Annotated in this window: 11 protein-coding genes; all 11 read right to left on the reverse strand. The window is 67.5% G+C overall.

The window, feature by feature from the left end:
* Positions 1-25 precede the first annotated feature (25 nt).
* Entirely contained in the window at positions 26-1,585 is a 1,560-nt protein-coding gene (locus ACI3EY_RS12970) for an asparagine synthase-related protein (RefSeq protein ID WP_405040645.1), read from the reverse strand.
* Positions 1,554-3,674: a glycosyltransferase family 4 protein gene (locus ACI3EY_RS12975; RefSeq protein WP_405040646.1), complete on the reverse strand. Its 2,121-nt coding sequence runs from the start codon at positions 3,672-3,674 to the stop codon at positions 1,554-1,556. Before ACI3EY_RS12975 ends, ACI3EY_RS12970 begins: the two co-directional genes overlap by 32 nt.
* On the reverse strand, positions 3,671-4,924 hold the full coding sequence (gene wecC, locus ACI3EY_RS12980) for a UDP-N-acetyl-D-mannosamine dehydrogenase (protein ID WP_405040647.1): 1,254 nt from the start codon (positions 4,922-4,924) through the stop codon (positions 3,671-3,673). Before wecC ends, ACI3EY_RS12975 begins: the two co-directional genes overlap by 4 nt.
* A 71-nt stretch (positions 4,925-4,995) precedes the next feature.
* Positions 4,996-6,696 (reverse strand): glycosyltransferase family protein, encoded by a 1,701-nt coding sequence (locus ACI3EY_RS12985; RefSeq protein WP_405040648.1) that lies wholly within the window; start codon positions 6,694-6,696, stop codon positions 4,996-4,998.
* Positions 6,697-6,929: 233 nt separating this feature from the next.
* Positions 6,930-7,598 (reverse strand): class I SAM-dependent methyltransferase, encoded by a 669-nt coding sequence (locus ACI3EY_RS12990; RefSeq protein WP_405040649.1) that lies wholly within the window; start codon positions 7,596-7,598, stop codon positions 6,930-6,932.
* 2 nt (positions 7,599-7,600) lie between these two features.
* Positions 7,601-9,919 (reverse strand): glycosyltransferase family protein, encoded by a 2,319-nt coding sequence (locus ACI3EY_RS12995; protein ID WP_405040650.1) that lies wholly within the window; start codon positions 9,917-9,919, stop codon positions 7,601-7,603.
* Positions 9,916-10,740, reverse strand: a complete 825-nt coding sequence (locus ACI3EY_RS13000) for a hypothetical protein (protein ID WP_405040651.1) — start codon at positions 10,738-10,740, stop codon at positions 9,916-9,918. The genes ACI3EY_RS12995 and ACI3EY_RS13000 overlap by 4 nt, the downstream gene beginning before the upstream one ends.
* 110 nt (positions 10,741-10,850) lie before the next feature.
* Positions 10,851-19,610: a LamG-like jellyroll fold domain-containing protein gene (locus ACI3EY_RS13005; RefSeq protein WP_405040652.1), complete on the reverse strand. Its 8,760-nt coding sequence runs from the start codon at positions 19,608-19,610 to the stop codon at positions 10,851-10,853.
* Positions 19,611-20,191: 581 nt separating this feature from the next.
* Complete coding sequence (locus tag ACI3EY_RS13010; RefSeq protein ID WP_405040653.1) at positions 20,192-21,661, reverse strand: APC family permease; 1,470 nt, start codon at positions 21,659-21,661, stop codon at positions 20,192-20,194.
* Between the two features lie 46 nt (positions 21,662-21,707).
* Complete coding sequence (locus tag ACI3EY_RS13015) at positions 21,708-22,952, reverse strand: sulfate adenylyltransferase subunit 1 (RefSeq protein WP_405040791.1); 1,245 nt, start codon at positions 22,950-22,952, stop codon at positions 21,708-21,710.
* A 14-nt stretch (positions 22,953-22,966) separates the two neighbouring features.
* Positions 22,967-23,869: a sulfate adenylyltransferase subunit CysD gene (gene cysD, locus ACI3EY_RS13020; protein ID WP_405040792.1), complete on the reverse strand. Its 903-nt coding sequence runs from the start codon at positions 23,867-23,869 to the stop codon at positions 22,967-22,969.
* Positions 23,870-23,952: the final 83 nt, after the last annotated feature.

A 23,952-nucleotide genomic window follows, 5' to 3' on the forward strand; every position in this document is an offset into this window, starting at 1 on the left:
AGACGTCGGGTCAGGAGCATGATGCTCATCGCGAACGCTCCATGATCTGCGCACGTGTGAGCACCGTTCGCTGCTCACTTCGCGTCTTCGTCGCTTCCCACAAGCCGCCTGCCCCATCCACAGGCACCTCGACGCCGTTGATCGGCACGCTCAGGACATCGGGCCATTGCCGGCGGATGAGATCGACCAGGATCCGCCCGCTCATCCGATCTTCCAGGGGAGCACTGAGCATGAGGTCGACCAGGCGACGCGACCCGAAGGGCACCCGTGTCTCGAAGGCGATGTCACTCTCTTGGACGATGTTCTGATGCCACACACCCATGCGGTCCTCGGCGTAGGCGAAGTCCAGACCGCTGTGGCCGAGCGCTTCGACCTTGCGCGCCTCGGTCGCCCTCCACGCATCCGTGAAGGCGTCCAAGACGCCGAGGTCGTGACATTTGGCCTGGGAAGCAAGCTGCATCCGGTACTCAGCGGTGACCGCCTGCTCCGGCCAGTCTCCCCGCTGGTACCACGCGGTCAGGGTGCCGTTCCCGTTCGACCGAAGGTGGACGGCGTTCCTAGGAAACGCCTGCTGGTAGGCGACGGCCAGACCAGGAGAATGGGCTCGATGCCTGTTGGCCGCCAGAACCTTGCGGATCTCCGCGGGTGCGCTTCCTTCGACGTTGATCAGGTTGTGGGCGAGGCCGAAGCGAGCCACCAGCGCGAGGGCATCGCCGGTGTCGTGCTGGTTCGCCCTGTTGTTGACGTTGGCCACGTCGTACGTGAAGAAGCTGACATGATCCAGGTGCTGACGCAGCAGAGCCAGGGTGAGCCGCGAGTCCAGACCTGCGGACAGGGAGGTCACCACCGGGGGCCCGGCAGCGAGGAGCAGTGCCAGCGTGGTGGTCAGCTCGCGCTCCACCATCAGCACGACCTCGGCGGTCGACCGCTGCTCCCGTGGCGTCCTGGGATAGATCCGGCGCACCTGTCGGGAGGGCATCACGAGCTCGGTGTTCGGCAGAAGCGCAAGGACACCGTGCCGGGTGGTATGCCTGCCCGGCGGGGTCCGTAGGTTGGTCCGCTGGTGGTAGGTGGGGCTCGCAAAGGCGGTGTCCGGTGCACGGACCACCTCGCCGACAAGATCGACGTGGGAGCCGAGCACGCACGGGTGAGTGACGTCGGTGTGGAAGACCGCCCGGAGACCTTGGACGTCGTTCTGCACACGCATCTGCTGATCGTTGATCCGAAAGACAGCGAAGCGTCCCGAGATGGCGTCCACCCTCTGCTGGAACTGTTCGTCGGACTCCGCTGCCGCGACCCACGTGGCGAGGTCGCCCGGCTCGGACGAGTCGATGTCGGAGGCGACTCCTTCGCCCAGGATCAGCACGGTGCCGTCGTGGTATCGGGCGGTGGCCATCTCCATGCGAGGCGCGTGCGCCAGCATCCACCCCCCGGGCAGATCCGAGTGCTCCTGCCAGCGGAGCCGGTCGAGGATGGTCGGACGCCTCAAGGAGGTGTTGTCCCAGAGGAGAAAACCCCGGGCGAACAGGAGCGGTTCGGCTGACCCGTAGGACTCAGCCAACATGGTCGACGTGGCCGCCTTCACGCAGTTCTGTGTCAGGACCTGCATGGCTCCGCGAGCCCCCGAGAGAGCTGTAGACGTGAGATACCTGAGTGGCCAGGGAGTCCCAGTCGCGCTCGCGACGTACCCAGTCCAACGCCTGCGCACCTAACCGGTCCCGCAGCTCACGGTCGTCGACCAGCCTGCGCAACCCATGAGTCAGCGACTCCGCACTTCCCTTCTCGTGCAGAAGACCGTTCATCCCTGGCGTCACGATCTCGGCGAGAGCGGCGACGTCCGAGGAGATGACGGCCTTGCCCATGGCCATCGCCTCGAACGGCTTGAGGGGCGACACCATCTCGCACACGGGCAACGGCAACCGCGGGAACGGGCAGATGTCGATGAGGGAGTAGTAGTCCTCCACCTCGTGGTGCGGAACCCGACCGGTGAACATCACCGTGTCCTGGAGGCCAAGATGCTCTACCCGTTCGCGGAACTGCGCCAGCTCTGCCCCGTCACCGACGAAGAGAAACGCGATGTCGGAACGCTCCTGCTTCAGTGTCGCGGCCGCATCGATCAACAGATCCAGGCCTTCGTAGTCGAGGATCGAGCCTACGTACCCCACGACCGTCTTGCCACTGACCCCCAATCGCTGGGCGAGTTCCTCGTTCCGGGGTCGGGGACCGAACCGGGAGGTGTCCACCCCGTTAGGGACGACGATGATCTTCTCGCTGTCGACGCCGCGAGCGATCAGCTCGTCCCGCAAGGCGCCTGTGATGGCGATCACCCGGGTGGCCCCGGCGGCGGCGTCGGCCTCCATCCGAGCCATGTAGCGGAACATCCCACCGCCCATCCACTCTGGATCGCGGGAGCCACGCGTGACCTCCCACAGGCCGCGTACCTCGTACACCGTCGGGATGCCCAGTCTACGACCGGCCTGGACGACGCTCAGGCCGTTCCAGTGGTTCGATGCGGCGTGCAGCACGAACGGCCTTTCACGCCGCGCCAGCGTCATCAACGCTTCGGAGTATCGAGCAACATAAGGTTGGATCGGATTCTTCTTCTCGATCCCCGGTCGCGTGCTAAGCCGGTGGTAAGGGACGTCGTCAACGGTCACCCGCGAGTCGATCTCGCCCAGACTCTCGTGCCCGGGCATATCGTAGGGGTAGCCCAACCTGGTGACCCCGTGCACATCCCAGCCCGCCGCACGGATGCCCCTCAACAATCCGTGCGTGCGTGTGGCGTATCCGGCCGAATGGTGGGGCAGCGAGTTGTGCAGACAGTAGAGCGCACGCGTCGCCTCCGGTTCGTAGGCCGGTCCAGCACTTGCCCTGTCGAACGGAAAACCCTTCGTGGCCAACTGATAGTGCGACAGGGGCTTCACGGTGGTGAGGTCCCGCAGCTTGTTCCGGGACCACGAGTCCTCGGGCTTCACTGCGCGGTAGTGCCTCAGCAGCTTCACTGCCTGCACCGTCCGCCCTCGCCGCAGCTCACGCCTGATCGCGAGTCGCAGTGAACGACTCGGGACCATGCCGGGGTCGGCTCGCTCGAGCAAGTCGTATGCCGCGGCATACGACCCACGCGCGAGAGAGGCTGTGAGCTGGGCCCTCATGGCCACCTCCTCACTGGCTCCCGCGCAGAGGTCCGGCCAGGCTGACGGCTCCTCGAAGACCAGGCGACTCGCCACGCGGGCGACCTCGTCCTGGCTGGCCCCCAACCGCCGGACTCGCTCGACGTACTCAGGCTTCCTGCTCATGCTCGGCACGAGGAACGCCAGCGCGTCAGCGTCTACCTCCGGGCGAGCGGGCAGGCAGTCACTCAGCGCCAACAACGCGGCCGTGACCACACCTGAGGGGCCAGGGTGCTTGTTCTCCACCTCCAGATAGAACTCCAGAGCATCGAGGTTGGTGGGATCGAGGTCCACCGCGTCATGCAGAGCCTCGCGTGCCGCCCATCCCTGCCCCATCGCCATGGCTCTTGTGCCGTAGGCGAAGCACATCCACGAATCGGCGCCGTGCTCGACCCGCGCCCGGCGAAGCCTCTCGAGGGAATCGACCTTTCGACCCTGCTCCCACAGAGACGTTGCCTCGTCCCGGGCCGCCTTTCGTGCCTCCGGGTCCTCGAGGTCCCTCACTTGGCTTCTGACCTCCAGACGCCACGGGTGTCCACGACCGGCGTGGAGCCGAGCTGGTCCGCGGCCACGGCCTTGAACTCCCGGTGGTCGACCAGCAAGGCGACGACGTCCGCGTCGGTCAACGCCTCCTCGATGGTGGCGAGCCTCAGGTTGGAGGTGCCGTGAAGTCGGGCAGGGAGTTCCTCGATGTTCGGCTCCACTGCCAGCACCGTGGCGCCGGGGGCGCGCTCCGCGAGAGATTTGGCGATCTCCAGCGCCGGCGACTCCCGCATGTCGTCGATATCAGGTTTGAACGCCAGCCCCAGGGCGGCAATGACGGGGGCATCCTTGCCCTCGATATGTCCCAACACCTTGCTGATCACGTACTCAGGCTTGCTGTCGTTGACCTCTCGGGCCGTACGGATCAGGCGGGCATGCTCCGGCACCGCCGAGACGATGAACCACGGGTCGACGGCGATGCAGTGGCCACCGACGCCGGGACCGGGCTGCAGGATGTTCACCCGCGGGTGCTTGTTGGCGAGCTCGATGAGCTCGAAGACATCGATCCCGACCTTCTCCGCGATGATCGACAGTTCGTTCGCGAAGGCGATGTTCACGTCGCGGAACGAGTTCTCGGTCAACTTGGCCATCTCGGCGGTCACGGCGTCGGTGAGGAAGATCTCCCCGCGGCAGAAGCTGCTGTACAGCTCCTTTGCGCGCTCGGCCGCCCTGGGCGTCAGTCCCCCCACGATCCGGTCGTTCTCCACCAGCTCGACCATGACGCGGCCCGGCAGCACCCGTTCCGGGCAGTGCGCCACATCGACGTTGCGCTCACCGCCGGCCTGGTCGGTGGTCAGCTCAGGACGAGCGGCAGTGATGCGGTCAGCAAGGTGCTGCGTCGCACCCGGGGGTGACGTGGACTCCAGGATCACCAGCTCGCCACCCTGCAGCTGGGGCAGCAGCGCGTCGGTCGCGGCGTCGATGTAGCTGAGGTCCGCCTGATACCCCTCGGCGAAGGGGGTCGGCACCGCGATGATGTAGATATCAGCCTTCGGGGTGTCCTTCTGCGCCGTCAACAGGCCCTGGCTCACCGCGCCCGCGACATGGGTGCCCAGGTCCGGCTCCACAAAGGGGATCTGCCCGGCATTCACCGCATTGACGTGCTTGTCGCTGACATCGACACCGAGCACCTGGTAGCCGTGACTGGCAAGGATGGCTGCTGTGGGGAGACCGATATAGCCGAGGCCGATGACAGCGACGCGCTGCGACATGTAGGGAGAACCTCTCAGTGGTGTTGGAGACCGTCCGACTCTACCCAAGCACTGGGCGACCGGGCCGGTGTTCAGGTAAAGACGTGGTCAACTCCGGCACCGAACGCCACCACTCGCCCGTTGGCGAGCAGCTCGGCGTCCGAGGCTTGCCATGTATGGCCCTCTCCCTTCCTGACCTGGATGAAGTTGTACCGGTCGCTGGCGTAGATGCTGCCGCGTCGGGCCAGCACCCGGTGCAGGAAGTCGGTGTCCTCACCGGTGCCTCGGTCGGCGAAGGGAAGCTCGTGGAAGAGGTCGCGGCGTGCGACCAGCGTGGGCCCCATCACCAGGTCGGTGAAGCGGTGCTCGTAGTAGCCGAACCGCACCAGCAGGACATCGTGTCCGGTCAGGAGCACATGGTGCGCGCGTTTGCCGACGACGTCGGCACCGGAGAAGTCCAGGGCACGCAGCTGGTCGGCCAGGTAGTCCGGCCCATAGAGGTCGTCGTCGTCCATCTTCGCGATGACGTCACCGTCGGCGTGAGCGACGGCCACATTGAGGCATTCACCCAGGCTCTGGTCACGTGCAGCGGGCACGACGATCGGGGACCGGAGGCCGAGCTCCCGCGCCTGATTCACCAGGTGGGTGGAAGGCTCGAACCCGTGGGTGACCACGACCAGCTGCGGGTCCACCCCGCGCTGGGCCGACACGGTGGCCAGGACGTGGTCGAGCTGCCCCGGACGGTGGGTGGAGCAGATGACGCTCACACTCGGCGTAGGGCGGTGGTACCCCTCCAGTCCCACTCGCTCCAGCACCTCGTCGACGCGGTGGGCATACGTGTGCTCACTCAGGACCTTGCGAGCCGCGCGGTGCCCGAGCCGTTCCCGCCACTCGTCGTTACCCACCAGAGCACGGAGCTGGAACTGGGCCTCTTGCGGCTCCCGGACGGTGACCATCTCGTCCGGGTCGAAGTAGGCCTCGATCGCCGGGGTCGGGGTCGAGACGACGGGTGTGCCGCAGGCGCTGATCTCGAAGATCCGGCGCGGGCACATGGTGCTGCTCTCCGGGACCGAGCTGACGTTGAGGAACACCTTGAAGTCGCGGTAGGCAGAGAGCATCTGCGGATAGCTGAGCGAGCCCACGACGCGCTCCGCGAACGCAGCCGGGAACTGGTATCGCTCATCGCCACCGTGGAAGCGCGAGAAGATCTCCAACCCCCGGCCCATCCGGTGGGACACGGCGGCGGCCGCCCCCAGCAGCAGGTCCATCTGCGCACGTCGCTCCGGGAAGCGGTGCGTGTAGTACATCCCGGCGAAGGCGATGTCCCGGATCGCGGGACCCCGAGGCCGGACCGGGTTGTGGATCCACGACGCCGCGGCGAACGCCATCGGTGCGACACGATCATGCCCCAGACGCTCGACATACACCGGGACCGTCTCGGCGTCGCTGGTGAGCACCCAGTCGAACAACGCGGCGGTATCGAAGAAGTCCTCGAGGTGGACCGGGTCCTCCTTGTTCCAGAAGACCGTGGGGATCCCGCGCTCCCGGCAGTGGGCAACCAGTTCGCGCAGCGATGCACTGGGCGCCTTCGAACCGGTCAGCTGGTACTTCCAGGCGCCGCCGTTGCCGTTCCAGGCGGACTCGACGAACAGCAACTCCAGTCCCTCGACCTGGCCCTGCCAGTCGTGTGGGGTGAGAAGGGTGTGCTGCCACTCCCACCGCAGGCACAGCTCGGTGAACTCGTCGGCGATGAGGCCGACCTTCAGGTCGCGCCTGGGTGGCCTGTCCGGCAAAGGCCACTCTCGCACCTCGGGTGGCCCACCGACCGTGGCCGCGCCTCGCAGAGACCTGTCCTGCTCCGGCGAGCGAGGAAGGTGCCTCCGGGCTCGATGCCGACGCCAGGCCTGCACTCCCCCATGCCGGAGGTGCCACAGCTGGGTACGGATCGACCTCACCTTCACCAGGCCGACCCTAGGCGATGGCGCGCCTGCTCGATCGGCCCCTCGCCGACGAGGGGCCGGTCCACTCAGGGGTCGTAGACGAAGACGTGCGCGTTGCCGAGCTCGAGTGTCTTGTGCAACCCGGCGTCCTCCCACTCCCGTGAGATCTCTCGCTCCTCCACCCTGGTCGTGTCGTCCAGCACGACTGTCGCTCCGCGCATCAACGTGGAGCGCAACCGTGACAACGCGGGGGCCCTGGACTTCGGACCGACATGTGCCGGCGGCCCGTCCACGAACAGCAGCTCCACATCCCGGAACAGGCTCACGTTGTCGAGTGCGTACCAGGGCGGTGCCGTGCCCTGACTCTCGAGCGCAGCGAGGCACCAGGACACCACCTGCCGGTCCCCGAGCCTGTTCACCAGATCCTGGGTGCGCCGCAGGTAGGTGAGGTCGTGCTCCACCGAGAACAGCGTTCCGCTGCCCCTCCTGGCCAATGCCAGCGACAACCACACGGTCGACTGGCCCCCACCGACCTCGAGGACGTTCCCCGCCCGGGTGGAGTGCAGGAGGGTGTCCACCATCACCGCCACCGCCTCGTCCCGGGCGGCCCACCCGCGCCCGGCCGGCATGAACCGTCCGTCCGCCAGCTGATCGGACAGGTACCTGTGTGCGGCCAGGTCCCGCATCAGCTGGTCGACCTCACCGCGCACGAATCCTCTGGTGACGTGCTCACCGTCACCCTCGCCGTCCGCCACGGTCAGACCCCGACCTGATCTCGCCCGTCGCCGTAGAACTTCATGACGCCGGTCGAGGCCAGGTGCAGGTCGGAGGCGCCCCACGTGTGCCGGCTCTTGTCCGCTGCCCGGTTGGCGACGAAGTTGAAGCGGTCAGCGGCATAGACCGTGCCCCCGTGCTCCTTGACCCGCCGGAGGAAGTCGGAGTCCTCGCCCTGGGTGCGCGCGGCGTACCCGACCCGCTCGAAGGTCTCGCGAGGTCCGGCGAAGGTGGCACCTCTCACGAAGTCGGTGTAGATGTGCTCCCGGTGAGGGATCGTCAGGTAGGTGGCGCCGCGCGCCTCGAAGAACAGGTAGGACGCTTCCTTGCCGACCAGGTCGGCGCCCGAGAACCTCCAGGCGTTGCGAAGATCCTCGACATAGTTCGGGCCGTAGTAGTCGTCGTCGTCCATGCGCAGCAGGAAGCCGCTGGTGCTGGCCGTGACGAGCTCCTGCAGCTTGACGCCGAGGGCCTGCTCGGGGTCCCCGGCGAGGAGCCGGAACGACCGCACGTTGGGCAGAGCACGGAGCAGGTCCACCTCGTCCTCGGAGACGCTGAACCCGTCCAGCAGGATCAGCACCTCATCCAGGATGACCTGCTGTCGCGCGATGTTGTCCACGATGGTGGTGAACTGGTCGGGTCTGTTGGTCGCGACCAGCACGGCCGTCGTCACCGACGTGTCGTACGACCGGCCGTCGTTCCCCGGCAGGACGGTACGCATGACCGTGACTGCACGGGAGGTGTAGGTGTGGTCGCGCCACACCCGGCGTTGGGCCCGGTGAGCGATGGCGTCACGTTCGTCGGCGGAGGAGAGCAGAAGCCTCATGGCCTGGAATGCCTCGTCGGAGTCGTGCACCGAGACGATCTCGTCGTCCTCGAACGCCTTGCCGATCGCCAGCGTCGGCTTGGTCACCACGACGGCGCCGCAGGCCGCGGCCTCGTAGATGCGGCGGGCGCACATGGTGCTCGAGCTGACCACGGAGTTGACGTTGATCACGACCTTGTACAACCGGTACGCCATGACCATCTGCGCATAGGTGAGGCTCCCCCTGATGTTCTTCCGCAGGGAGTCCGGGAAGGCGTACTGCGGTCCGGCCTCGTGCCGGGCGTAGATGTCCAGGTCGAGCCGGTCGGCCGCACCGAGGAGCTCGTCCATCTGGGCCCGGCGCTCCGGGTACTTGTCGCGGAAGTACATGCCGCCGAAGACAGCCCCTCGGTCCCGCTTGATCCCCGGGTAGGCCCGGGCGGGGTTGTGGATGACGTGCTGCGCGGCGAACGGCAGGAAGAAGACGTTCGGGTGACCCAGCGCACCGATGTAGGTGTCGATCAGGTCCGCGTCGGTGGTCGCGACCCAGTCGAACAGACGGGCAGTCGGCAGGAAGTCGCTGTAGTGGGCCGGGTCCTCCTTGTTCCAGAACAGGGTGGGGATACCGCGAGCCCGGCACGCGGCCACCAGGTCGACGATGGGCTGGCGCGGCGCACTGGCACCGACCAGGTGGTACAGCCACGACCCGTCGTTGGCGGCCCATGCCGACTCCACGAAGAGCAGGTCGATCGGCTCCCGGTCGAGCACGGACTCCCAGTCGGTGGGTGACGGCCTCAGGACCGTCCACTCGTGCGAGAAGGCGCTGAGGGTGAACTCGTCCGCCACCATGAGGACCGTGACCTCGGCGAACGTGGGGGCCGGCTCCTTGAACGGCACCGTGGGGATGTGGGCCGTGGACGGGCCCTCGTCTGCGGCCTTCGGGGAGGGTGCTGGCGGGGATGTCACACCGCCCGCAGCCACCATCACCGGCCGAGGGGCTTCCTTCAGCGCCACAGCGGCTGGGGCCGAGCAGGCCCGCTCGGCCACGGCTTCGTCCAAGACGGTTCGCAGCTCGTGCTGTCCGGACTGCAGGTCGCGGACCAGGGGTGCGAGCCGTCCGGTGCTCCCGGCGATGTTGTCGATCTTCACGAGTCGTGGCCGGATCACGGCGTGCTGCGCAGCGACCACCCTGGTGAGCTCCCGCTGCTGCTCCAGGAGCATGCCGACCCCGCGGTACATCTTGCTGACGACGAGCAGGACCGGCAGCACGGCGACCGTCAGCACCGCGACGACCAGGCCGGCCGTGGCATACCCGTTCGCGACGAGGACGACGAAGGCGCCGACGCCCAGCAGCACGCTCAACAGCAACGAGACCCAGCTGGTCGGCTGTCGGCCGACGACGTTCCGCCATCGCGACGGCAGGATCAGTCTGCGCGCGGCCCTGCGGACCTTGCGGATCTTCCGGCGGCGGCGCGCCCGAGGGTCTGTCGTCTTCATGAGATGTAGTGCCCAATCACTTCGCGGATGACGGCTCGGGGCGGCGGGATATGTCCCGGCCCCCAGTTGTCGAGATGGAGGTCCACGGCCGAGGGTCGCGTCAGCCGCTCCAGGAACGGCTGCATGTGCCTGGTGACGTGGTGCTCGTCGGTCGTGTTCTGCATGTAGACGACGCGGTTGTCCATACCGGCGGCGTAGCGGCCGCACAGGTCGGTCGTCACCGTGTCGGGGAGCTCGGTCCCGGACGTCGCATCCCAGGCCAGCCGGAGATAGTCGGCGTACGCGTTCGTGTGGTTGGCCGACAGGTCGGTCTGCGGGTTCATCGCGATGGCGATCGAGTCCGGGATCCCGTGCCCGTAGAGCAGGGCAGCGAACCCTCCGCCTGAGCCACCCAGCAGCAGGAGCTGCTCCCCGTCGACCGCGGCGTGCAGGTGCCTGATGACGGACAGCAGATCCGCCTGCAGCCGGGGTTGGTGCCGGCTACCGGCGAACCATGCCAACCGCATCTCCTCTGAGAGGTAGAGACTCGGGTCGGAGATGAAGATCCGGTGCAGCGGCAGGTCCTGGGTGACGGACTGGCCGGAGAGCCACGGCAACATGATGGTGTCGCTCATCGCCCCGTGGAAGATGACGATGGTGGCCGTGGCCGTGGGGTGCGGGGCGAACAGGACGTCCAGGGGCAGCTCGTGGTGCGTGATGGTGAGGACCCCTGGCCTCACGTCTGGACTCTCCAGGAACGACTCCAGGGAGGCGAAGGTATTGATCGCGTGCGAACGGGCATCGATGAATCGAGGGGTGGCGACCCTGGTGGACGTGCTCATGCTTCACCTGATTCCCTACGTCGTGTGCTCCGGTGCTCCATGGACCGGAATGTCGGTGGCAGCCCGCCGCCGACCCGCCTCCACAGGGGTAGAGGCGGGTCGGCGGAGGTTCAGTCGGCCGGGGCGACGTTGGTGACCAGGTAGACGTTGTCGTTGAAGTCGTAGTTGATGCCGGAGTAGTCCATCACCACGAAGTACGACCCGGGGATGGCCGTGCCGTCCCGGTCCTCGACCGGCCAGATGCGGACGTGGTGTCCGAGCTGGCAACCCGCGTTGCCTGAACCGCAGCTGTCCGGATCAGTGTTGTTCAGCGTCCAGTCACTCGACTCCGGGTCGATCCTCCAGCTGAAGGTCGACTGGGAGGGCGTGAAGGTCCGGTAGGCCGGGTTGGTCGACGAACCCTGGATCCGCGGCCGGAGGGTCTGGGCCCACTGGCCGTTGTGCGTCAGCTGGTTCTGCCACGTGTTCCTGACGCCGACCGGGTGGGTACCGAAGGTCGCCGTGTTGCTGCAGCAGGTGTGGTATGCCGCCAGCTGACGCACGGTGGCGGGCTTCGTGGTGTCCAACCGCTTCCAGGTGGCGGAGAGCACCTCATCACCGATGGCTTCCAGCCGTCCCTGGTTGTTGAGCTGCTGACCCGGACCGACGATCGTGGTGCCGGGACCGAAGGCCTCGATGATCTCGACCACGTCCGGCTCGTTGCCGCCCTCGCTCTGGGACTGCCAGATCGCTCCGAGCTCGACCGTGGTGGTCGGTCCGTCGCTGCCGTTGTGGCGCACCAGCATCGCGGACTCGAAGTTGGTGTTCTGCCCGGAGCCGACCCCGATGAACCGGACCGTCACCGGGAGCGTGGCACCCACCGCGATCGTCGCCGGCAGGGTGGGAGCGTTGACGAGCTCGAAATCACCCGGGTCGGCGATATCGAGGGCCGAGATGACCACCGGCTCACTGCCGTTGTTGCCCAGGTTGACCAACGCCGTGTCGGCGTTCGCCGGGTTGCTCGACGTCGACTGGATCCGGCTCATGACCAGACGGTCGTGGAACGGTGCGGCCTCCGGGTTCGTCAGGGTGAGATCGCCGTCGGCGAGCTCGACGATGGTGAACGCCACCGTGCGGGTGGTGGTGTTGCCGGCACCGTCGACGGCGGTCACCACTACCTCGTGGTTGCCGGCTCCCGACACCTCGAACGGAGCCGTGTAGTTGACCTCCGGTGCTCCGTCGATGCTGTACTCGACGAACTCCAACGTCCGGTCGGTCGCCGTCACCGTGACGGTGACAGGACCGGTGTAGGTGCCGCCCTCGCCCTCGCCGTCCAGCGAGACCGCAACCTGCGGCGGCACGACGTCACCCGCGGCGGTGCTGGTGATCTTCACCCACTGCAGCTTGGTGTTCGTGCCGTCCGAGGCGAGCGTGAGCGCACCGTCGGACACCTCCACCGTGGCGCTACCCGTGCCGTAGTCACCCAGTCCGCTGGGGACGAAGCCGTCGATGACGCTCTCCCCTTCGGCGGTGATGCCGTGCACGGAGTCGCTGAAGTCGGCGTCACCGACGGAGACCTCCACCGTGTACTCGCCGTCGGCCAGGGCGTACTCCCACTCACCGGTGACGACCGCGGGGACCTCGTCGTCGTCCATCAGGATGGTCGTCGCCGTCAGCACGTCCGACTCCGACGTCCGGTTGCGGGTGTCCGCGGTCTTGGCCGCGCCGCCCTCGGTGCGCACCCAGCCGTAGCCACGGTCCTCGGTGAACAGAGCGCCGGTGTCGGCGACCCAGTTCTGCGGAGTCGTCGCGCCCGCGGTCTGGAAGTTCACCTGCGCCACGGTCTGGACCACAGGCCCGTCGGTGGGTGCGATCTCCAGGTAGTTGATCTTGGTGTTGGTGCCACCCACCTGGTCCACGGTGAGAACGCCGTCCAGCACCTCCACCGGGACCGTCGCCACCTCGTGCCGGGTGTCGGACCCGGCGGGAGCCGTCGACTTCGGGAAGCCGGAGATGGCGTTCACTCCCTCGACGTTGATGGTGTGCGACTCGGCGGCGCCGCCGTTGGTGGCATCACCGACACCCACGGTCACGGTGTAGGCACCGTTCTCGACCTCGAGCTGCCAGGTCCCGGCCAGCTCGACACCACCCTCCGCGTCCGGCGGCAGGTCCATGTGCATGAGCGTGTCCAGACGCTGGTCGTCGTTGCTGCCGCGGTCTCGGCCGTTCCCGACGAGCGCCAGCGGCTCGAACTCGGTGTTGTCGACCCAGCCGTAGGTCAGGCCGTCGCCCTGGTCGGCGCCCGAGCGCGGTCCGTATGCCTGGCCGTAGTCGCGCAGGTAACCGTCCGGCACCGGGGCCGTCTCGGACTGGAAGTTGAACTTCAGGGCGTCGTCGGCGGGCGGCGGCTCGACCACGTCACCGGCGGGGACCACGTTGTCGACCAGGAAGACGTAGTCCTGGTAGTCGCCGTTGGACGCGTCCTCGAAGGCCACGATGAAGCTGTCACCCGTGAGGGGGTAGATCCGTGCCCGGTGCAGTCCACCGCCGTCGTTGCGACCGTCCTCGGTGTAGCCGACCCGGTCGAAGGTGTTCGAGTCGTAGTAGAGACCGAACGCGTCCGTGCCGGGGTCGAAGCTGGTGCCCCCCGAACCCAGGGACGGGTTGAGCGTCTGCAGCTGACCGTTGGCGATCGACCCGACCTGGTTCAGGCTGACGTCGCCCTCGGCCGCGGCATACCAGCCGAAGGGCAGGTTCTCCTGCGGTGCGAACGCCGCCACAGGGGTCATCGTGACCGGACCGTCACCGGCCCGCTGGAACAGCGGCTCCAGCACCTCGTCGCCCTTGGCTGCCGGGTCCATCCCGCCGGCCAGGTTCGTCCAGCCCGCCGTGATGCCGTAGCGGAAGGTGTCGAGAACCAGCTGCAGAGGAGGCTCGTTGCCACCCTCCTGACCCTGGAACGCCAGGGCCTGCAGATCAACCGTCTCGCTGTCACCGTCTTCGGTGGTGAACACGAGCTGGGCGGACTTGACCTGCACGCTCCCGCTGGGGTCGAAGGTCACCGTGACCTCGATGTCCTCCCCCGGGGCAAGAGTCCCCGGGGACGGGGCCGAGAACTGACCGCTGTGGGTGCCCTCGACCGCGGCGGTGATCTCCACCGGCTCGCTGCCGTTGTTGGTCACCGTCACCTGCGCGGTGTCGGTCGGCTGCTGGTTGTTCAGCGTGGCCGACATGACCAGCTCGTCGGTGTCGGTGGAGATCGACGATGCGCCCTGATCCTCGGGGACGCGCAGCAGGTACAGCTCCTGCGGCTGGCCGCCGCGGTTGTACTGGTTGATGTAGAGGTTGCCCTCGTTGACGGAGGTGTCCTCGATGACGTCCAGCGGGTCGGCATACCCGGTGAACCCGGGGATGTCGGTGCCGGGCTGAGCACCCAGGACGGTGCCGTCGTCGTCTACCTGCATGGTGAGGATGTCGTCGTTGCCGCTGAAGCGGACGACCATCATCCGACCCTGGAGCTGACCGTCGAAGGTGTTGGACTTGTACTCGATGACCCCGTTGGGGGACTTGTTGAACTCGAAGTCGTAGGCCACCCCACGGAAGTTGGGGTCGGGGTCGATGCTGGCCGGGTACTTCGTGCCACCCGATCCGGCGCCCTCGGAGTCACCACCGAAGCCGAGCACCCACTCGCACCGGGTGGGGTTCGGGTGTCCGTAGTAGCCGTCCTCCTCGACCTCGTAGAGGAAGTCCCGCTGGGTGCTGTGGTTGGTGATCGCCGGCACCGAGCCTCCGGTGTAGGGCTCGCCGTCGATCCGGCGGGTGTTGCACTGCTCGGTGACGTCGGTGCCGTTGCCGTAGCCGTTCTGACCGGTCTGCTGGGTGGTCGTCATGGTCATCGTGTTGCCGTTGACCGTGACACCGGGGCTGTTGGCGCCACCGGCGGTGCCGTTGGTGGGCACGTAGATGCTGCCGTTGGAGTGCCAGATCAGGTCGTAGGCGTTGCGGATACCGGTGGCGTAGATCTCCAGCGGGGCGTCCTGGGCGAACGGGTCGTAGTCGCCGCCGACCTCCTCGGTGGCCACGTCGATCGGCCCGTCGGCCAGAGCCGTGGCCAGGGCCTCCTGCGGGTCGAACCGCAGGAGTGCCGCGGTCAGCTGCGTCTCGCCCCTGTTGCCCCAGGCACCGTCCACGTCACCGGCGGCCTGGTTGGACCCCTGCAGGAAGTACATCCAGGGGTCACCGCCGTCGCCGGAGGGACCGTAGGCGAGCGAGTTGGACAGGTGGTCCTTCTGGGACCGGGGCAGGTTGGTGATGACGTCGGTGACGACGGGGTTGTCCACGTCACTGAAGTCGACCACGGAGACCTTGGACCCGATCCGTGCGCTCTCGTTGCCCAGGTTGGCAGTGGCATGGGTCACCCAGGCCAGGTCCGGGTCCTCCTCGTCGAAGACCAGACCGACCGAGGCCCGCCCACCGAAGACCCCGAGATCCTGGGCCGGGCCCAGGGTGCCGTCCCCGAGGATCTCGTAGCGGAACATGCCCTGGCCGATGGTGGTTGCCCACAGGTGGCCGTCGTGCACCACGAGAGAGGCGAAGTACTTGCCGTTGGCTGCACCGGAGGCGGTGGGCAGCAGCACCTTGTCGAACTCGACATCCTCGACGGGAGTCTCGACGCCACCCCCGCCCGCTGAACCGGTGGTGAAGACGGACTCGTAGGCGCCGAATGTGTTGCCGGCCTCGTCCAGTGCCCCGTCGATGACGTAGCGGTAGGTCGTGTCGGCCTTCAGCGGCGCCGTCGGGCTGAACGCGATGGTGTCGTTACCACCGGTGGAGCCACGGTTGCCGGCGACCTCGACGTCACCGCCATCGGTGACCTCGAAGAGCTTCACCGCCTCGTCCGTGAGGGACGTGGACCGCGAGGGGTCCACCCCGATGCCGGTGCCGGGCACCGAGACCGAAGCCGAGACGGAGGTGTCCAGCGCGACGTCGGTGGCCCGGTTCGCGGGGATGGTGTTCGTGACGAACGGCTGCGTCCCGACGCTGCGGATCTCCACGTAGCTGATCTTGGAGTTGGCACCACCGACCGCGTCGATGGTCAGCCGGCCGTCCTGGACCCCCGCGTAGGCGGTGGCCTCCAGGTACTCGTCGGCCCCGGTGGCCTGGAACTCGCGGATGGCCACGCCGGTCTCGACGTTGATGGCGTGCAGGGAGTCGTAGACGCCGTTGCTGGGCTGGTCACCCACCGCCAGTGTCACCTCGTACAACCCGTCCGGCAGGGCGATCTCCCAGGCACCCTCGGTGCACTGGTTGGTGCTGCAGTTGGCGGTGCCTCCGTACACCTCGCTGATGTCGTTGTACTGCATGTGGATGAAGGTGTCGAGCAACTGGTCGATGCCGGCACGGTTGCGGTCGCGTCCGTTGCCGGACATGTTCAGGGGCGTGTCGGTGCCCTGCTCGACCCAGCCGTAGCTGAGCCCGTTGCCGCGGTCGCCGTAGGCGGCACCACCATCGGCCAGGTAGCCGGCGGGGGTGGAAGCGGTGGGCAGCTGGAAGTTGACGTCGACCGCGACGTCGTCCACGACCTCGATCTCGAAGGACCCGGAGTCGGTGTCGGTACCGTCGTCACCCGTGACCACGACGGTGAACGGGCTGTCGTCCGCGGTGTCCTGGGCGAGGGTGCCGGAGATGGAGCCCCCGGCGTAGGACAGACCGGCAGGGAGGCCGGTGACCGTCACCGAGACGTCGTCGCCGTCCTCGTCGAACGTGCCGACCGGGATGGCGATCTCCTGTCCCTCGAACAGGGTGCGGTCACCGGTCAGCAGGACCTCGGGAGCGGTGTTCTCTCCCGGCTCGCCGCCACCGTCGGTCGTGACCGTGAAGTCACCGAAGGTGAGGAAGAGGTTGTTGGTCGTCTCGTTGCGCTCGGTGGCGAAGACCCCGGCGTAGCTGGCCGGGCCGGTCTCCTCGTCGGCGAGCAGCTCGCCGTCGAAGAAGGACTGCGGCACGGTGAACTCACCGAGCTCGACGGCCGCCGCGGAGCCGACCTGGTAGCTACCGGTCGCCGTGTCGGTCTCGTCGTCCAGCACCATCGTCAGCACCACATCGGTGCCCTCCGGGAAGGCCGGGCTGTTGAGCTCGTTCGTGGTGCCGCTGGCCACCCCGTCGATCTCCCGCTGGAACTGGACCCGCACGTTCGTGCCGGCCTGGTTCTGCACGGTGAGGTTCACCAGGTTGTCCTCGTCCAGGCCGAACCACAGTCCGCCCTTCTCGGCGTTCGCGGTGCCGTCGAAGTCCGGTGCCACCATCGTCGTGCTGACGGTCGTCGTGGTGCCGGAGGCCTCGACACCGACGCCCAGCCCGTTGAGCAGGGAGTTGGTGTTCGCGGTCGGGGCCTTCTGGTACTGGATGCCCTGGGTGGCCTCGATCGTCAGGCCGTCCTCGGTGATCTCCAGCAGACCGGGCTCGTAGCCGGGGACCTGCTCGTTGGTCGGCTCACCGTCAGCGGCGAGGCGGGTCGAGGGCGGGTCCACCATGGTGAAGCCGATGCCGGTGCCGGCCTGGTCCTCCAGGCCACCGTCGGTGCCGTCGAAGGACAGCTCCACCGGTGCCTCGGGCACCACGTCGGCGCACACCAGCGTGGAGATCGGGCTGCACGGCTCGGACGGAGCGGCCGCCTCCGGGGTGGCGGAGACCTCGTCGGAGACCTCCGACTCGTTGTCCGACGTGTCGACCGCGGTCAGCACGTAGAAGTACTCGGTGCCGTTGACCACGTCGGTGTCGACGAAGGACTCGGTGCCTGCCGCGACCAGCTCGCCGTTGACCGGCGTGCCCTCCGCGTCCACACCCGTGGACTCCGACCGGTACACGTTGTACCCGGCCAAGTCCTCCTCGCCGTTGGCGTCCCAGGTCAGCTCGACCTCACCATCACCAGCGGTCGCAGTCGGCGCCGCCGGGGCGTCCGGAGCCGTGGTGTCGGCCTCGACACCCTGGGTCACCGCGAAGTCACCGAAGGTGAGGAAGAGGTTGTTGGTCGTCTCGGCCCGCTTGGTGGCGAAGACCCCGGCGTAGCTGGCCGGGCCGGTCTCCTCGTCGGCGAGCAGCTCGCCGTCGAAGAAGGACTGCGGCACGGTGAACTCACCGAGCTCGACGGCCGCCGCGGTGCCGACCTGGTAGCTGCCGGTCGCCGTGTCGGTCTCGTCGTCCAGCACCATCGTCAGCACCACATCGGTGCCTTCGGGGAAGACCGGACTGTTCACCTCGTCGGTAGCGGTGATGACCTTGCCACCGACCTCCCGCTGCAGCTGGACCCGCACACCGGTGCCGGTCTGGTTCTGCACTGTGAGGTTCACCAGGTTGTCCTCGTCCAGGCCGAACCACAGTCCGCCCTTCTCCGAGTTGGCGGTGCCGTCGAAGTCGGGGGCGACCACGGTGGTGCTGACCGTGGTCAGCTCACCGGAGGCCTCGACACCCACCCCGAGGCCGTTGATCAGCGAGTTGGTGCTGGTGGTCTGGACGTTGTCCGCGTACTGGATGCCGCGGGTGGCCTCGATGGTGAGACCGCCGTCGGCGACCTCCAGCCACTGCGGCTCGTACCCGGGGGCCTCGGCGAACGCCGGCTCGCCGTCGGCCGCGAGGCGGGCCGAGGGCGGGTCCACCATGGTGAAGCCGATGCCGGTGCCGGCCTGGTCCTCCAGGCCACCGTCGGTGCCGTCGAAGGACAGCTCCACCGGTGCCTCGGGCACCACGTCGGCGCACGGCAGGGTGGAGATCTGCGAGCATCCCGCCACCGGCTCCGCGTCCGGGGTGGCGGAGACCTCGTCGGAGACCTCCGACTTGTTGTCCGACGTGTCGACCGCGGTCAGCACGTAGAAGTACTCGGTGCCGTTGACCACGTCGGTGTCGACGAAGGACTCGGTGCCTGCCGCGACCAGCTCACCGTTGACCGGCGTGCCCTCCGCGTCCACACCCGTGGACTCCGACCGGTACACGTTGTACCCGGCCAAGTCCTCCTCGCCGTTGGCGTCCCAGGTCAGCTCGACCTCACCATCACCAGCAGTCGCATTCACCCCGACCGGAGCCTCCGGAGCCGTCTCGTCCGGGTCCACCGTGGCGGTGGCGGTGGCGCCGGTCTGGGCGTAGGTCGGGGTGCCGCGGTACTGACCCGCGAACGTCCCGGTCTCATCGAGCGCGACATCGCCCTCGTTCTCATCCAGACGCCAGTGCCCCAACGGACCGTGGTCGGCAACGAGCGACCCGTAGCCCTCCTGGTCACCATCAGCGATCTCGGCGTAGTGGCCAGCGACCTCGTCCGCGCTCAGCGCCCGGGCGTACACCGCAGCCTCATCCACATCACCCACGACCGAACGCAGGTAACCCCCACCGATGCGCAACGGCAACGTCGAGGCCGAGGCCCCCACCGACATCGTCACCGTGCGATCCAGCTCGCCGTTCAGGAACAACGACACGTCAGCACCCTCACGCGTCACGACCACGTGGTTCCACTCCCCCAGCACCAACGGCGCGTCTGAGCGGGCCACCTCGAACGGCGAACCCTGACCCCCAGCAGAACCCTGGAAGAAGTACACCCGCCCCGTCGTCTCCAGCGTCAGCACACCCTCACCGGCATACGCCTTGCCCAGCAGCACCCGACGATCCGAGAAGTTCTCCGGCTTGACCCACACCTCCCAGGTCGAGTCCCCCGCCAGCTCCGAGGCAACCCCCGGCACCAGCACATCATCATCACCCGAGAACCCCACCGACTGACCCAGAGTCACCTCCGGCTCCTCGAGCGACTGGGCCGGCGTCGCCACCGTCACCAGGTACGCCAGCAGGAGGGCGAAGACGGACAGCACGGCGAGGAGGTTGCGCCCGAGGGCGTTCTGAGCGTTCACGAGATTCCCTTTGCTCTGCAGGTTTCGATGAGTCTGTGGTGCGGTAGAGCCCGGTACCGAGGCTCGGGTTGAAGGTTCAACTGCGTCCGACTGCTCGTCGGACCAGTGCCTCAGCACGGGGAGACCCCGGTCATGCCGTGGCACCCGGCCGTCCGGACGGACCGGGACGGAGGGCGGGCAGAGATGGCGACCACGTGCATGAACTCCCCTTCGAGCGTCGTCACACCCGGGACGGTGCGGCCGCTCGGCGCCTGTGCCGAGTCAGCGTGTGACTCGAGACACATCTCAGCACAAGGTATGGAACAAGTAAAGAGTTTCTAAAGATTTGGTCAAGTCGAGTCTGGCGAGCCCCGGCTACCGAGGCGTACCCGCCACCCACCGCAGACCAGAAAGGCCGGCCATCACCGCGGCGCGGTCACCCCGGAAAGCCCGGAAGCACGCCGAATTCTGGACGTACGAGCTCGTTTCGGAACCGGCAACTGCCGCACCTGCGGGGGTGCGGCAACCTTCGCCGAAGGTATGCCTCAGGTCAAGGTTTGCCCATGCCTAGGTCAATCTTTGTCCAGGGTTCGGCAACACGCTCAGGGCGAGGGACGCCTTCCGGCGTGCTCCCCGAGCACCAGGTGCCGCATCTCGTCGTCGTCGATCTGGTGGCTGGAGCGCTGCCGAACGACGTAGAAGATGACGCCGAGCACGACCCATACGCCCAGCGCGATCCACGAGGGAGTGCTCAGCTGGGCTGGCGAGCCCGGCAGCAGCAACAAGCCCAGGAAGAGCACACCGGTGAGGGCACCAAGGCCGCTGAGCACCTTGCGACCGCTGGAGCGGATCTCCGGGTCACCCTGGTTGCTGCCGGACCACTGCCACAACGTGTAGGCCGCGAGGCAGGTGTAGGTGTAGGCGATGGTGACACCGACCGAGGTCATGTCGACCACCCACAGGAGCGCCTCCCGGCCGAAGAGCGGAGCGATGAGGCACAGGGCGGCGGCGAACCACACGGCCCGGCCGGGCGCCCCCGCGTCGTTGACCTTGGCGAAGAACGGCGGCAGCACGCGGGCCCGGCCCATGGCGAAGAGCAGCCGGCTGGCGGAGACGTAGAAACCGTTGAGTCCGGTGGAGACGCCCATCACCACGGCGATCGCGAGCAGCACCAGCCCCAGGGGCCCGAAGAGGGACTCCAGCCCGTCGGCGGTGCCCCACGCCGGGGCATCGGCGACCATCTGCGTCCAGGGCTGGGCTACCGCGGTGGCGAGGAGCATGGCGACGTAGATCCCCGCAGCCGCCACGATGGCCAAGATGATGAGACCGAAGGCCTTGGTCGGGGAGAAGTCGAACTCCTCGGCCGCCTGCGGCACGTTGTCGAACCCCACATAGGCCCACGGCGCGATGGCGACGATCACGAGCACCGCCGAGAGCGGCGACACCCCCTCGGGGAAACCAGGCTCCAGGTTGGACAAGGGGGTGTCCGGATGCAGCCACGTCGCGAGCAGGATGCAGGCGACAGCCGCCAGCATCACCAGACAGAAGGCATACTGCACCCGTCCCGAGAGCGTGCCCCCACGGGCGTTGAGGAAGGCGAAGAGCACCAACGCCGCCAACGCGACCACCACCTCCCCGAGGTAGACCTGCCACCCGGCGACCTCCCACAACGGCACCCACTCCACGACCACCGGCAGCAGCCGACGGAACAGCAGCGCCAGCGCCGAGGCGTTCAGCGCGATGATCGAGACATAGCCCAGCACCAGCGCCCAGCCGGCGATGAAGGCGTGCGTGCGACCGAAGAAGGTGTACGCGTAGGCATACTCACCACCGCTCACCGGGAAGTGGCGGATCAGCAGCCCGTAGCTCACCGCAATCACGCACATCAACGCCCCACCGATCACCAGCCCCAAGGCGGCGCCCAGCGGGCCGGCCTGGGCAAGCAGATCCTGCGGCAGCACGAACGCGCCCCAGCCGATCGCCGAACCCAGAGCCACCGCCCATACCCACTGGGGCTTGAGGGTCTTGCGCAGCTCTTGCCGGTCTGCGGTAGCGCCCGCCTGCTCAGTCATGAGGCGCGAGTCTAGAGGCCGGGACGGAGGACGAGAGTGAGGCGCATCAGCCCCGGATCATCCCCGCGCCGACGGTCACACCACTGGCCGGGTCGATCAGGATGAAGGAGCCGGTGACCCTGTTCTGCTCGTAGAGGTCCACCATCAGCGGCTGCTGCACCCGCAGGGTGACACGACCGAGCTCGTTGAGACCGAGCTCGCCGGCCTCCTGGTCGCGGTGCAGGCTGTTCACGTCGAGCCGGTAGTCGATGTCCCGGACCACGGCCTTGGCCACCCGGGTGGTGTGCTTGACGAGCAGCTTGGCGCGCGGCTTCAGCGCGGCCGGTGACATCCAACAGATCATCGCGTCCAGGTCCTGGGTGACCGTCGGCTGGTTGTTGACGCGGGCGATCATGTCGCCGCGGCTGACGTCGACGTCGTCAGCCAGCCGGACCGTCACCGACATCGGCGGGAACGCCTGGTCCACCGGCTGGTCGAAGAGGTCGATCGCCTCGATGGTCGTGGTCATCCCGCTGGGCAGCACGATGACCTCGTCGCCCGGCTTGAGCACCCCACCGGCGACCTGACCGGCATACCCGCGGTAGTCGTGGAACTCGTCCGACTTCGGACGCACGACGTACTGCACCGGGAAGCGCACGTCGCGCATCTCCCGGTCGGAGCCGATGTAGACGTTCTCCAGGTGGTGCATGAGGCTGCTGCCCTCGTACCAGGGCATGTGCTCGCTGCGGGTCACGACGTTGTCGCCGGCCAGCGCGGAGATCGGGATCACCGTCAGGTCCGGGATGTCCAGCTTGCGCACGAAGGAGGTGAACTCCTCCTCGATCCCGCGGAAGACGTCCTCGGAGAAGTCGACGAGGTCCATCTTGTTGACCGCCAGCACCAGGTGCGGCACCCGCAGCATCGACAGGATCACCGCGTGCCGACGGGACTGCTCGGTCATGCCGTGGCGGGCGTCGACCAGCACCAGCCCCAGGTCGGCGGTGGAGGCACCGGTGACCATGTTGCGGGTGTACTGCACGTGGCCCGGGGTGTCGGCGATGATGAACTTGCGCCGCGGGGTTGCGAAGTAGCGGTAGGCGACGTCGATGGTGATGCCCTGCTCACGCTCGCTGCGCAGGCCGTCGGTGAGCAGCGCCAGGTCGGTGTAGTCGAAGCCCTTGTCCTTGGAGGTTTTCTCCACCGACTCCAGCTGGTCCTCGAAGATCGCCTTGCTGTCCAGCAGCAACCGCCCGATCAGGGTCGACTTGCCGTCGTCCACCGAGCCGGCGGTCGCGAACCGGAGCAGGTCCATGGGGGCATCGCTCATCAGAAGTAGCCTTCCTTCTTGCGGTCCTCCATGGCGGCCTCGGAGAACTTGTCGTCGCCGCGGGTGGCCCCACGCTCGGTGATCCGGGACGCGGCGACCTCCTCGATGATCTTGTCCAGGGTGTCGGCCTCGGACTCCAGGCACCCGGTGAGGGTCAGGTCGCCGACGGTGCGGAACCGCACGGTGCGCTCGGTGACCTCCTCGCCGGGCCGGCACGGGTTGAAGTCGGTCTCGCTGAAGAGCATCCCGCCCCGCTCGAACACCCGGCGTCGGTGCGAGAAGTAGATCGAGGGGATGTCGATCTCCTCGCGCCGGATGTAGTCCCAGATGTCCAGCTCGGTCCAGTTGCTGAGCGGGAAGATCCGCATGTGCTCGCCCTCGTGCAGGCGGCCGTTGTAGAGCGACCACACCTCGGGGCGCTGGTTCTTGGGGTCCCACTGCCCGAACTCGTCCCGGTGCGAGTAGACGCGCTCCTTGGCGCGGGCCTTCTCCTCGTCGCGCCGGCCGCCACCGAAGGCGGCGGTGTAGCCCTCCTCCTCGATGGCGTTGAGCAGCGTCCCGATCTGCAGCCGGTTGCGGGAGGTCTTGCCGTCGTCGACGACGATGCCGTCTTTGATGGCGTCCTCGACCGAAGCCACGTGCATCCGCACCCCCAACCGGTCGACCCAGCGGTCGCGGGTGGCGAGCACCTCGGGGAAGTCGTAGCCGGTGTCGACCTGCAACATCGGGAACGGCACCCTCGCCGGGTAGAACGCCTTCTCCGCCAGGCGGAGCATCACGATGGAGTCCTTGCCGCCGGAGAACATCAGGACCGGCTTCTCGAACTCGGAGACGACCTCGCGGAAGATGTGGATCGACTCCGCCTCCAGCTCGTCGAGCTGGGTGAGGTGGTAGCTGGGGATGACGGGCAACGCGATGCCTTCCTGCTGGGACGGGGGCAGGCAGCAGACTATAAGCATCTCTACTGGATCCCATCATTCAGTGT

It is taken from the genome of Serinicoccus shuyuelongi (assembly GCF_045032955.1).
Classification (GTDB): domain Bacteria; phylum Actinomycetota; class Actinomycetes; order Actinomycetales; family Dermatophilaceae; genus Ornithinicoccus.